Genomic DNA, 12462 nt, shown 5'->3' with positions numbered 1-12462 from the left:
GGATGATTAGACCATTTAGGAAACTAGATTCGATAATTGAATTTGAGAAAAACTTTCAACAAAAATAAGAATAAGGCAGTTGCTAACAAAAGCTAAATTTCATGGGCACTGATGAGCAGTTCGAAAGTTTAGTTCAATTAATAAACACCAGCAAGCCAACTAAATTGGTTTGTTCAGAATATAAACAAATTAATTTGGCTTGCTTATTTGGCGCATTGATAAGATTATTCTTTGAAATCGCCCACGAAACTTAGCAAGACCGTTGTGTTCAATTAATTATCAGCATCGTGAAAAAGAATAAACGAAATAAAGCAATTAAGATAATTGGAATAATAGTTATCGTTTATCTAATCTTAGATATTGTTTTACATACATTTAATTTGACGCAAGGAAAATTCTATTTTTCAAATCCACTTTTGCCTGATACCATAAAGTATCATTTCTATTTCATAGCTATATTGAAATTTGTAATATTACTCTCACTACTTCTATTGGTAATAAAAGGATTAAGAAAAGGAAAATGGATTATCTACCCTATAACGATTCTTATTTTATTTTTTGTTTCAAAATATTACCCGCGTTTACCTTTTATTACCCACGCCATTGTAAAAGATATAAAAACGGATAAAATTAATTATGATGATATTATACAATTACAGACAAAATCAGCAGATACTTCGCTAAATAAAGTAAAAGTGAAAAATGAATACTTGTTTACTTATAATCGGGGGAAGTTAATGACTAAAGGTGAGCAAGTTAATATAACACAATACGATCTAAATGGAAATATAGTAAAAGATGGTATGACAAATTATTCTCATGATTCACTTGGTAACTTAATAAAGGAAATTAGATCAGATAATAATGGAAAGGCTGATACCATTAAATACAAATACAACAAGAATAATTTACAAACTGAGAAAAAGCATATTACCTCAAAATATAGTAGTACAACAACTTATGATTATGATTTGAATGGAAATAAAGCTCGACAAAAGATTTATAAGAATAATTTTCTTAAGACTGAGATTACATGGAAATATGACAGTTTAATGAGAGAAATCTCTCGAACACATCACCATTTTAAAGATGATCGAGTTAAAATTTATACATTCATTTATGATGGTAACACAAAATCAACATATGAAAGTGATTTTAATGGAGGTGTTCAAAAAAGAATATTCACATATGATTCTCTGGGTAATGAAATTAAACAAATGGTAATTGATAAAAATGGTAAGGAGAAGTTTAGTTTTATTACGAATTATAACTCAACTGGAAAAAAGATAGAAGAATATCGTCAAGAGGATGGCAAGAAATCGATGAAGAAGCAATGGAATTATGATAGAAACGGATTTCTCACTTATGCAATTGATCATTATGGTTCCGGACCTCTAAAAAGAATTGAATATACATATAAGAAACAGCTTCTTACAAAAACTCGAATCATTAATATTAAGAATAATGAACCAATATCAGAAAAAATATATCTGTATGAATATTGGAAAAAAAATTAACTAAACACAACAAAAGCTAAATTTCATGGGCGGTGGGAATTGCACGAGAGTTAGTTCAAATAAGAAATACCAGCAAGCTACTAAAATTGGTTTGCTTAAAAATATAAACAAATTTACGCGGCTTGCTTTCGTTCGGTTTGAAAGAATGGTTCTTTAAATTGCCCACGAAAACTTAGCAAGACCGTTAGGGTTAATTAGAAACAAAACTATGAAGAAAGTTACAGGACGTATTTTCATTTGGATAATAATATGTATCTCAACACTTGGATTGCTTGACTTGCTTTTAGTCGATTACAACTATAGTACTTTTAGTTTAGGTCTTAGCATCTTGACTTCAATTATTGGATTAATTGGAGCAATATTGTATTTCCAGAAAAAGAATTTCTTCAAGTATTTCATTCTCTTTTGGATTATTATCCAATTTGTAGAATTCTCGGAACTTCTAATAGCCGCTGATGGAGTAAAGTATTGGAATGCAATCTTTATTTCAAAGCAATTGCTTCATATTAAAATCGGACAATCTTTTAATATTAATAATTTGGGGTACAAGTTAGAACTTAACTTTATTCCAATTCTATATTTAGCTTTTTATCAAGTTCTAAGACTGAGTTCATTTAAAGGGAAACACTTTAGACTAACTAGATTTAGAGAGAATAATGAATTCACGATTGAAAATTTTGAAGGAACAATCATTGATCAAGTTATTTTAGATAAAGTAAACGAATCATTCATAGTAAAACTATCTAAACCTATTGCAACTAAAGAGAATGAAACATTCGAATATTGTGTGATTTCTGATTCTAAAAGCAAGAAGTTTGGGCTTGAAATATTATTGAATCTAAATCTTTACCTGCTGCCTAATCAAAATGTAACAAAGGACTTTAAAATTGGGCTAACAGATTTAATATATCTCGATTGGATTGAAGGGAGAATAACTAACCCTAACAAAAGCTAAATTTCATGGGCGCTTAAAAGTAGTTTGGAAGTTTAGTACAATTAAGAAACACCAGCAAGCCAATTAAAATTGGTTTGCTCAAAATATAAACAAATTCATTCGGCTTGCTTATTTGCGTTTTGATAAGATTTCTCTTTGAAATTGCCCACGAAACTTAGCAAGACCGTTAACTGCAAGTATAACCAAACCGTAAACATGAGACAGTATAAAATTTTAGGATTGATAAGTACAATTATCTTAGCAGCAAACTATTTTATAATTGGACCATTAATTCCACTAGGATTTAAGGAGTATTGGTTTGACAAATATCTGTTATCACACTCATCTTTTGTATTTCCATTAGCATTAATAGGATTTTATTTAGCATTGTTTTTACAAGTTCGGGATATTAAAATACCTAAACTTATTAATCCAGTAGCTATTATGTTAGGACTGGCAATAATTAAATTCATAACAGATATTGTCCAATTTTTAGGTTTTAATTACCCAGAAATAATTAGATCCGCAATAGTTTTTGCCCTGATGATTGTATTTATTATTTGGGCAATTATGATTATTAAAAACAAAGACCTGAGTTTATTGAAAATTAAAAGATTTGCATCATCAATGTTAATTGGACATATAATTGTTTTTCTATTCTCATTCGCTAATATACTCTTCAAGGCATGGATTTATAATTTAGGACAACAGCCATTTGAATATATAAATATTGCATATTCGGTTTATGGGATTGGATATATTTTTGGATTTTTAATATTTATTAGTGACAGTAAAAATACCAGCAGTTAACAAAAGCTAAATTTCATGGGCGTTGATGAGCAGTTCGAAAGTTTAGTTCAATTAATAAACACCAGCAAGCCAATTTAATTGGATTGTTCAAAAATATAAGCAAATTTATGCGGCTTGCTTATTTGGCGGTTTGATAAGACAACAGTTTTAATCGCCCACAAAACTTAGCAAGACCGTTAGTAACAAGTTTAGGAAACCACCAATACATAAAAAAAACCTGAAATGCCTGTTAGTAGGAAAAGGAAAAAAAAGAAGAAAAGTACGAAGATTAAAAAGAAGGTTTACAAACCATATGAAGCTGTAAAACAGGAATTCGTGCGATTTGAAAACCCTTACCCTGAAGATATCCCCTTTGAAAAGCGATTAGAAATAATTCTTGAAATTGGCAATAAATCAAAGGAAGAATATGAAAAAGAATATGCAAATCTAATCGGTTATTTTAAGGAGTACGACTCATTGTATCTTTGCTCATTTAGTGCTTATTATTTTGGAAAGCAAGAAGAAGGAATTGATAGAGAAGCAATAGACGGTTATCTTGATTTTCCTCCCTTTTATTTAGAGATATTACAATGTGTTGCATTGATGACTGAGAAAGTTATCTCAGCAAAACCACTAAATGAAAAAATAACAAGCTTTGAATCAACTATTAAAAATCTAAATAAATCTCAGGCTGCAAGTTATTTTAAATTAGCGAACAAGTCTACAAGTCAGGAGGATATAAGCGCGATAGTACTTAGAACAGAAATGATGGTACATACGTTAGCAGTTAGAAACTGGGCGTATGTTCACCAAATGGATGAAATCACCTTAGAATTAGCAAATCTTGTTGAAACAGGGTTTAAAGATTGTATTGGTTTTATTCCAAGTCATCTATTAGATTTATTATCGGGAGTAATAGAATTAAGTGAGTATAAATTAAATAATCACCTTAAAAAGACACGTGATTTTGCAATTCAGAAAAAACATAATGATGTTTTTACGAAATATGAAGAAGCATTCCCTCATGTCGATAAAACAAATACAGCTCAAAGAGAAGAAATTTGGTCTCTTGTAGGCAAAAATGTAAAAAATCTTAAGGCTATGTTTTTAGCACATTCAGATTATTTTTTGTCTGATGTTTATTCTCACAGCATTACAGAAGTGTTTAATCATTTATCAAATAAAATGTCAGAAATCGAGATTTCAGACATTTTAGATAAACTAAGTTACCGTATAGGTGAATTATCAGTGAAAAACAAGGATTATATATTTTTAGATAACCCTGTTCATTTAAAACCGTTTATTAAGATAGATGAAGAAAAATACTACTCTGTAATACCGCATATGTTTAGTCATAAGTCATTAGATATTCTTGAATTATTAATATCACAAAATGCAAAATTAAAGAAGCAGTATCTTTTAGTTAAAGGCAAATATTTGGAAGAGAAGGTCGAAAACTTAATGAGAAAATCTTTCCCAAAAGCACAGGTATTTAAGGGTAGCTTATGGAAACGGAAAGATGATGATAAATTATATGAGAATGATTTAATAGTACTAATTGAAGAGTTTGCAATTATTATCGAGTGTAAATCTGGAACAGTATCACCTCCTGCCAAACGAGGTGCTCCTGAACGGCTTTTTAAAACTATGAAAGAATTAGTTGTAGATCCTTCCGAGCAAGCAATTCGTTTTCAGAATTTCTTAAAAGAGAATCCTGAGCTTCATAAACTTAAAACAACATCAGGGACGGTAAATAATATTGATAGCTCAAAAATTAGATTTTACGTACCATTAGGGGTAACTCTTTCAAATTTAGGTTCTATTGGCTGTAATCTAAAGAAACTTATATCGGCAAAAATTATATCTCATAAACTAAGTGAACTTGCACCATCAATAAGCTATACCGATTTAGAAATCATTTTTGAAATTTTGACAACACAAGCTGAAAAGATACATTATCTATCACGTAGAAGGGAATTTGAAGCTCATGTTAATTTCCAAGGTGATGAAATGGATTTATTCGGTTTCTATTTAGATAATGGTTTTAATATAGGGGAAACCGAGTTTGATGAGAATTTTCACATAAATTTAACTTTAAAATCAAAAGAACTAGACCCTTATTTTATTGGAAAACATAGAAAGGTTAAAGTCAAGAAACCAACTTTACAAAAAACAGAATATTGGTCTGACCTTTTAAGGAAAATCGAGTCGAGTTCTAAAAATTGGCTAGTTTCCTCATTTATTTTACTGAATCAGCCAAAAGAAGATCAAATTGAATATGAAAAAAAATTAAAACAATTAAAGGGTATGGTCATTAATGATGAATGTGAAAAAAAACACAATTATCTGTTCATGCATTTTGGACCAGAAAGAAGAAAATACATACTTGTTGGCTATCCATATAAAGATACGGATAGAGAAACCAGAGACGGGGTGATAAATGATATTGTGTGTCTTATTGAAGAAGAGGAAAATGTAAAAGGATACTTGCTTATTGGATACAATTTAGATTCAACAAATTATCCATATTCAGTATTAGCAGGTAGTATGAAAACTAGATTATTTGATAAATTGGACTAGAAAAACCTGTTGCTAACAAAAGCTATATGTAATGCGTGTTCAGTGGGTAAATCAACCGCAGTTCTTCGTTGCAACACCGCCAAATCTTTGATTTGAAGCAGATTTGAATTTAAGGTAAATAAAAGATTTGGCTAAGTGCGGATTTGAAAGTGAAATGCTACTATGACCCGCAAAACACATAGCAAGCCCGTTGGGCACAAGCATTAAAAAAAAACAAAATGATAAAACAATTAATTGAAGATATCGCTTTTGATAGGATCAAATTGTCACAAGCATTGACAAGAGCAAAAATTGTCGAGAATAAAATCAAAAATAAGAATTTCAAAAAATGGCTTAAGAAAGAGCTAGAAGGGTATGATTTTAATGATTCACTTCTACCAAAATATAGGAAGATATGGTGTCCAATATATTTGAATGCCGAATTTCCTTTCGGGAGATCACAAAGATTTCCTGTTATTATGCCAGATAATACAGAAGAAGAAATTCTAAATACAATTAATTTCCATATAGTCACTGAGCCAATTTCTATTGTAGAAGAGCAAATGAACATCTTTAAAGATGCTAAAGGATATATAAAAACGTCGCCACATCAAGTTGAAATATTAGCTGAGTTGTATCAATCTCAAGTAGAAGGTCAAGGAGGAGTTATTCGCAGTGGGTCTAGAGAGGTTGGGAAAGCTCAATATCAAGAGATTGTTGAGTTAACTAAGCAAAATCTACTAGATACGTTAATGGATTTAGAAAATGAGTTCCCAAATCTTATAAATGAATATGTTATGACAAAAGAGAATGATGATAAAGTGAAAAACATAATTACAAATAATATTTACGGAAGTAATAACCCAATGAATATTGCTGCTGGACAAAACGTGGAGCAATCTGGAAATACAATTACAATTTCAGCGGAAGATATTGAACAACTTGAATCATTTGGTGTAGAACCGGATCAGATCAAAGAATTAAAATCAATTGTTGCTGAGAACTCTGCAGACAAAGGAAATCTTAAATCTAAAGTTATGGGCTGGTTAGGTTCTGTTAGTGCTTCCGTTGCAGCTAGGGGTTTGTATGATAAAATACCTGCGATTACTGATTTTGTTCAAACTATAATATAAACTGCCAGCACGTAATAAATAGAACTATGAGCGGTCGGCACGACCCAGCGATGAGTTCATGTTGAACTACCCCCCGCTGCCGCACGATTATATCGTGTGGTAAGTAATAAAAATAATAAGTTTCAATAGGTATTCCTTCGCACTAGTCTTTTTGTTGGTAAAATCGTGCGTCAGCGTAGAGCCAATAAAATAAATAGGCGAAATTATAATAATCAATAAAGTATAAGATAATGAATCAAGTACATCCAGCGGCAGCTTTTTTGCCAATGATTTTAATATTTCTAGTAATTGTTATTCCTGTTTTTAAGCTTGCAAAAGAAAAGGGAAAGAATGTTGTCTTATGGACAGTGCTAGCCTGTGTTCCTTTGGTAAATATTGTGAGTATTATCTATATTGTTGGTGCAACAAACTCAAGACTCGAAGCTAAAATTGATCGCTTGTTAAAAGAAATAGATAAAGAAGAATAAGTTTGGAAACGCTGATTACACTATCGAAATTTTTACAGCTTGGGCTGTTAATTGCCTTCCCTTTTCCATTATTAAAGGCCTTAAGACTAAGAGTAGGCAATAAAGCTTATTTCTTGAGCTATATCCTTTTTAGTTTATTGTTCTTGGGAATCTTAATGTTTGTTATTGCCTGGTGGGCAGCTAAATCGCAAATGATTCTCTTATCGCACTATGGTTTTGATCATGATGCCTGGTCTGATGTGGAACGGTATGGGCATGTCGCTCATGAAAATAAGGAAAGGGTTAAAAGCCTTGAAAGTTCTTCGCTTGGAATAGGATGGCCTTTAAAAGCCATGTTCGGATACGTGATGTTTACACCCTATCTGTTTATTGCCTATGGCCTAAGTATCTTGATAAATAGATTGAAAAGAATAAAAAATAAGCATTGAGTGAAGAATATGGAGAAGTCCTGCTGGTGCGCGATTAGCTTCGCTGATCTCCACGTCGTTTCGGTAACATCGCGTTCCTTTATGAAGTATTAAAAGCCACACGATGCAATCGTGCGGCAGCGGGGGGGGAAAGAATGTTGTCTTATGGACAGTATTAGCCTGTATTCCTTTGGTAAATATTGTGAGTATTATCTATATTGTTGGTGCAACAAACTCAAGGCTCGAAGCTAAAATTGATAGGTTGTTAAAAGAGTTGGATAAGGAATAGTAAATTAAAGAAGGATTTATTGGATAGTTAAAGAATACAAGCAGTATGGGCGGATCGGGTAGTTTATTGAATATGATAGTAAGTATGAGACAAAATCGTGCTAACAGGCCATCGAATAAACAAAAGTTTAGATCGAATAATGGTGATGTTCATTCTAAAAACCATGCTGAAGCTCTACATTTTAAAAAAGTCCCCAAAGAGGAATTGGAGCGGATAAAAAAAGATATCAGAGAGAAATCGCGAGCAGAACAAAGGAAGTTGACTGTACTCTTTATTGTTGTTGCTGTACTGGTATGTATTTTAATGTTTATCACATTTTATTAAAAGAGTAAGCATCTGTCTTGCTTCGCAATCCACTTCTCCTTGAAAAGGAGTGGAAATAAAATAGAGGAAACTTTCTCCTCCTTTTTTAAGGAGGAGTACCCGATCCCGAATTTTAGGGAGAGGGGGAGGTGGTTAAAAAAAACCGTCACATTGGATGTTAATCCATTGGACGGTTTTCTGCGATTACATCAGACTCTATTTATAAATCTGATTACCTAAACCACTAATATAAGTACTGACTGATTTGCCCTGCATCAACCATGATGAATCGGAAGACCAAACCTCCAAATAGGATTAACAAAGCGGGTAAAGCAACAGGAATGTGTTTGCCACGCAGTTCCATAACTTCGAGAATGGCTGGTGTAACGAGACCAAGTAGAACAACACCTCCCCAGAACGGAAGGGTATAAGCGCCACCAAGGAAGAGTTGTGCTGCTTCTATTTGAGCGGCATTACTTGCCATAAATCCCATAAAGAGATGGATGATAAAGAAGACTTCGATACCAATTAAAAGCAAGTCGATTTTGCTGAATAGGGTACGTTCCATTTTTTCTTTGGATAGCCACATGATGGTTGCTGCACCCGTTGATAAACCCGAAACAAGAAACAATGGGCCTAAAATGGAGGTGTTCCAAAGAGGACGAGCATTGAATGCTGAAAGCAAGATTCCTGTATAGATCCCTAAAATGACAGATGAAATAATCATCACCCAAGCGAAGGCTTTACGGTACTTTTGTACAAATTCTTCTATCCATTCGAGGTATTTAACCTGCCAAGTCCAGTTAGGAATCAGATCGCGCCAATAACTCAAGCACCAAGCCATAGAGAGTGGTGTGATGAGCATGAGTGTCCAGGCACCCCATGACATTGGCGACTCTATACGGAGTGTGGTATATAGTTGCCAGAAATAGAGCTTGTTTTTCAAGTCTAGAAATAGAACACCTAAGCCTACGATTAAAATAATGGGGACCAGGAATGTCGCTTTTCTTACGGCAGTAGGCAATTCTTTCTCTCTTCCCAATAGGGTATAAAGGGAAGCAAAGAATAGAATTCCTGCAGCTAATCCTCCTAAAAATAAGTAAAGAGGAATTTCCCAACCCCAAATGCCCAATGTTGGGTCTATATGGGGGTTCATTCTTCCACTAATTAAAATTTCTTCATTCATAAGAATATTTTTTATGCCTTAAGTTAAAGCTCAAGGATTGTGAAAATCTACAAATATGATAGTCTCAAAATGTTTAGCTTAAGTAATAGACCTGTGGTTTTGTACCAACCTCAGGAGCAAGAACTTTCCAGGTTCGGTTTTTAAGAAGTTGACTTACCTGAGATTGTTCATCATCTATATCGCCAAAATACATACAGCTAGTTGGGCAAACCGATACACATGAAGGGTTCTTACCTTCCTTTAGGCGATGATTACAGAAACTACATTTATCTACAAATCCATCGGGATGAGAGTAACGAGCATTGTATGGACAGGATTGCACACAGGCACCACAACCAATACAGGCACTTCTATCAACCATAACCAGTCCACCCTCTTCGTAATGACTGGCTCCGGTAGGGCAGCAACGCACACAGGGTGAGTTCTCACAATGGTTACATCGTTCTGAGCGTAATTCGATGCTTACATTAGGGAAAGTCCCCTTGGCATGTTCAATTACCCAGTCGCGGCAATAACCTATAGGTACGCGGTTTTCATTTTGGCAGGCCACAACACAATCGCTGCACCCTACACATTTTTTCGTATCAATTAGCATTGCATATCTCATGAGATCTCCTCCCTTTCTGGCTGGTTAGTTACAAACTTTACAAAATTTCCACGCATGCCTGTTCCACCCATTACAGGGTCGATCATTACGTTGGTTACGAGTTGAGAATCGCTAATGCCACGTCCGTTCGAACGCTGTAGTTTTTTATTCGATTTTCCAAAGCCATGAACCATGTAGACGTTATCCATGCCAATACGTTCGGTAACTCTTACTTTGATAGGAAATTCTGATTTGATGCCATCCTGGTTTTCAAGCCAGACTTCCTGATCATTAACAAGACCAGCGTCCATGGCAATTTTAGGATTTACCCAAAGCTTATTTTCGCTCATCAGCTCATTCAGGTTTGGATTGTTAGCCGTACGGCCAAAAGTGTGCATCGGTGCACGACCATAGTTGAGCCTGAAGAAACCTGCTGGTGGTTCAGGATGAGGGGTGTAATTTGGCAGGGGATCAAATCCTTCCATTTCTAAATCTGTAGAATAGAGTTCAATCATTCCTGTAGGGGTTCCGAATTCATATTCTTCACCCTCTTCAAGATAAAGATTCTCGTGCTTGCGATCGAATTTAATAACACCTTTCTCTTGCATTTCGGACAATGAATGCCCCATTTGTTTCAACTGCCAATCTAAAACTTCAGAATAGCTCTTATAGTTGAAATAAGAACTCAATTTTAATTTCTCGGCCAACTTACGAACGATCCAATCCGACGGCTTCGTTAAGTATTTAGGTTCGGCAGCTGGCATTCTTACAGCTATGTTGGGTTCGCGATTAGGCGAAACACGAATATCATCGTAACGCTCTAAATAAGTACACTCAGGAAGAATGATATCGGCATAACCTGTAATTTCCATAGGCATGGTATCCACCACAACAAATAGGTCGAGGTTATCAATAGCCTCCAAAGTACGTTTGGTGCCAGGGATGGTAGATATCAGGTTTGTACCCACGACGAACCAGCCTTTGATTTTCTTATCCGTTGTATTGTCCGGATGCGTTGCGTCTACAAATACATTGGCGATTGATGAACCTGCTAAAGCATATTTCCCGTCGAGATAGTCTTTCCATGTCCACGAAACCGATGGGAAAGCAGGATGGGGGAATGAAGGGACTTTTGCTTTCTCAGGGAAATAAAAGCCACCTTTTCTTCCCCAGCTACCGAGTAATGCATTTAGCATAGCCATGGCACGTAGGCGTTGCGTATCGTCACCATACCAGGTCACATGACGACCAGGATGAATAAGCGTTGCTGGAGCATTAAATGCCATCTCTCTGGCCGTTTCTCTAATTACATCGGCCTTGATTGTTGTAATTTCTTCAGCCCACTCAGGGGTTTTGTCAGCAACATGCGCTTCAAGATCTTCGAAACCATATGCATACTGATCGATATATGCTTTATCGTATAATTTTTCTGTAATTAAAACATGCATCCAAGCTAATAATAGAGCAATATCGGTTGCAGGTTTAATGGGTAGCCAATGTTTCGATTTACTGGCAGCAGTTGACAATCGAGGATCAACCGTAATAATCTTTAAGCCTTTATCAATGGCTTTAGACATTTCCTGCACATGAGAGTTGTGCATGTTCTCACCAATATGGTTACCAATTAGTACCAGACATTTGGTGTTTTCTAAATCGACAGGTTCCGGGGAGTTGATGTTGGCACCAAAAGTCGCATGAAAACCAACCTCGCGAGGACCGCGACACTGGGCATAGGAGGGAGCCGTAATATTTCTGGATCCGAATGCTTTGAATAGTTTACCAAAGTGTGCACCACCAGAACCATGCTTGAATAAGGCCATACTCTCGGGGCCGTGTTCTTCGGAAATCTGGTTCATCTTATCCGCAATAAATCGGAATGCCTTATCCCAGCTGACTTCCTTAAAGGTTTGTTTGCCATCAACTTCTACTCGCATCAATGGCGATTTCAATCGATCTTCATCATTGTACATGCCAAGACCACCTGTACCTCTAGGACAGAATCGTCCCTTGCAATGCGGATCATCTTCATTACCTTCTATTTTCCAAAGTTCACCTTTTTCATCTTTATGTACCCAACCAGCACATTTCCAGAAACACACCTCACAATAGGTAGGCACCCGTTTAAATTGGGACGCATCCAAGGGCTCGCCAGCTTGCACTTGCCCAATCATGGCGTTCAGAATTGGATTTGCTAAAACCAAGCCCCCGAATCCCAATGCGGATATCTTTATAAAATCTCTTCTTGACTTGCTCATCAGATCGATATTTTTATTTCAATCTGTTATCCTCGGG

Annotated in this window: 12 protein-coding genes; 9 read left to right on the top strand and 3 right to left on the bottom strand. The window is 35.0% G+C overall.

Going from position 1 to position 12462, the window contains the following annotated elements; translation table 11 throughout:
* Positions 1-287 precede the first annotated feature (287 nt).
* The 9 genes from ABY905_RS08365 to ABY905_RS08325 all read left to right on the top strand — a co-directional run bounded on the left by ABY905_RS08365 (position 288) and on the right by ABY905_RS08325 (position 8419).
* On the top strand, positions 288-1517 hold the full coding sequence (locus ABY905_RS08365; protein ID WP_372642475.1) for a hypothetical protein: 1230 nt from the start codon (positions 288-290) through the stop codon (positions 1515-1517).
* A 208-nt stretch (positions 1518-1725) separates the two neighbouring features.
* The gene (locus ABY905_RS08360; protein WP_372642473.1) at positions 1726-2472 is read left to right on the top strand and encodes a hypothetical protein; all 747 of its coding nucleotides are present in this window, start codon (positions 1726-1728) and stop codon (positions 2470-2472) included.
* A 195-nt stretch (positions 2473-2667) separates the two neighbouring features.
* Positions 2668-3261 (top strand): hypothetical protein, encoded by a 594-nt coding sequence (locus tag ABY905_RS08355; protein ID WP_372642471.1) that lies wholly within the window; start codon positions 2668-2670, stop codon positions 3259-3261.
* 222 nt (positions 3262-3483) lie between these two features.
* Positions 3484-5820, top strand: coding sequence for a hypothetical protein (locus tag ABY905_RS08350; RefSeq protein ID WP_372642469.1), 2337 nt, complete (start codon positions 3484-3486; stop codon positions 5818-5820).
* 218 nt (positions 5821-6038) lie between these two features.
* On the top strand, positions 6039-6932 hold the full coding sequence (locus ABY905_RS08345) for a hypothetical protein (protein ID WP_372642467.1): 894 nt from the start codon (positions 6039-6041) through the stop codon (positions 6930-6932).
* A 230-nt stretch (positions 6933-7162) separates the two neighbouring features.
* A complete protein-coding gene (locus ABY905_RS08340; RefSeq protein WP_372642465.1) occupies positions 7163-7399 on the top strand; it encodes a hypothetical protein in 237 nt (78 codons plus the stop codon).
* 2 nt (positions 7400-7401) lie between these two features.
* A complete protein-coding gene (locus ABY905_RS08335) occupies positions 7402-7827 on the top strand; it encodes a hypothetical protein (protein WP_372642463.1) in 426 nt (141 codons plus the stop codon).
* Between the two features lie 103 nt (positions 7828-7930).
* Positions 7931-8095 carry a hypothetical protein gene (locus ABY905_RS08330; RefSeq protein WP_372642461.1) on the top strand — a complete coding sequence of 55 codons (165 nt, stop codon included), beginning with the start codon at positions 7931-7933 and terminating at the stop codon, positions 8093-8095.
* Positions 8096-8179: 84 nt separating this feature from the next.
* Complete coding sequence (locus ABY905_RS08325) at positions 8180-8419, top strand: hypothetical protein (protein ID WP_372642460.1); 240 nt, start codon at positions 8180-8182, stop codon at positions 8417-8419.
* Between the two features lie 223 nt (positions 8420-8642).
* On the opposite strand, the gene nrfD is transcribed toward ABY905_RS08325, so the two are convergent.
* The 3 genes from nrfD to ABY905_RS08310 all read right to left on the bottom strand — a co-directional run bounded on the left by nrfD (position 8643) and on the right by ABY905_RS08310 (position 12425).
* Positions 8643-9584 carry an NrfD/PsrC family molybdoenzyme membrane anchor subunit gene (nrfD, locus tag ABY905_RS08320; RefSeq protein ID WP_372642458.1) on the bottom strand — a complete coding sequence of 314 codons (942 nt, stop codon included), beginning with the start codon at positions 9582-9584 and terminating at the stop codon, positions 8643-8645.
* Positions 9585-9657: 73 nt separating this feature from the next.
* Positions 9658-10191, bottom strand: a complete 534-nt coding sequence (locus ABY905_RS08315; RefSeq protein WP_372642456.1) for a 4Fe-4S dicluster domain-containing protein — start codon at positions 10189-10191, stop codon at positions 9658-9660.
* Positions 10188-12425: a molybdopterin-dependent oxidoreductase gene (locus ABY905_RS08310; RefSeq protein ID WP_372642454.1), complete on the bottom strand. Its 2238-nt coding sequence runs from the start codon at positions 12423-12425 to the stop codon at positions 10188-10190. The genes ABY905_RS08315 and ABY905_RS08310 overlap by 4 nt, the downstream gene beginning before the upstream one ends.
* Positions 12426-12462 lie beyond the last annotated feature (37 nt).

The organism is Ancylomarina sp. (assembly GCF_041555295.1).
In the GTDB taxonomy this organism is placed as follows: Bacteria; Bacteroidota; Bacteroidia; order Bacteroidales; family Marinifilaceae; genus Ancylomarina.
This window is presented reverse-complemented; position numbering and strand designations above follow the sequence as displayed.

What these genes read in the sequence shown, in the direction of transcription:
- ABY905_RS08360 (WP_372642473.1), top strand. Translation starts at nt 1,726, where the DNA reads ATGAAGAAAGTTACAGGACGTATTTTCATTTGGATAATAATATGTATC.
- ABY905_RS08355 (WP_372642471.1), top strand. Translation starts at nt 2,668, where the DNA reads ATGAGACAGTATAAAATTTTAGGATTGATAAGTACAATTATCTTAGCA.
- ABY905_RS08350 (WP_372642469.1), top strand. Translation starts at nt 3,484, where the DNA reads ATGCCTGTTAGTAGGAAAAGGAAAAAAAAGAAGAAAAGTACGAAGATT.
- ABY905_RS08345 (WP_372642467.1), top strand. Translation starts at nt 6,039, where the DNA reads ATGATAAAACAATTAATTGAAGATATCGCTTTTGATAGGATCAAATTG.
- ABY905_RS08340 (WP_372642465.1), top strand. Translation starts at nt 7,163, where the DNA reads ATGAATCAAGTACATCCAGCGGCAGCTTTTTTGCCAATGATTTTAATA.
- ABY905_RS08330 (WP_372642461.1), top strand. Translation starts at nt 7,931, where the DNA reads ATGCAATCGTGCGGCAGCGGGGGGGGAAAGAATGTTGTCTTATGGACA.
- ABY905_RS08325 (WP_372642460.1), top strand. Translation starts at nt 8,180, where the DNA reads ATGAGACAAAATCGTGCTAACAGGCCATCGAATAAACAAAAGTTTAGA.
- nrfD (WP_372642458.1), bottom strand. Translation starts at nt 9,584, where the DNA reads ATGAATGAAGAAATTTTAATTAGTGGAAGAATGAACCCCCATATAGAC.
- ABY905_RS08315 (WP_372642456.1), bottom strand. Translation starts at nt 10,191, where the DNA reads ATGAGATATGCAATGCTAATTGATACGAAAAAATGTGTAGGGTGCAGC.
- ABY905_RS08310 (WP_372642454.1), bottom strand. Translation starts at nt 12,425, where the DNA reads ATGAGCAAGTCAAGAAGAGATTTTATAAAGATATCCGCATTGGGATTC.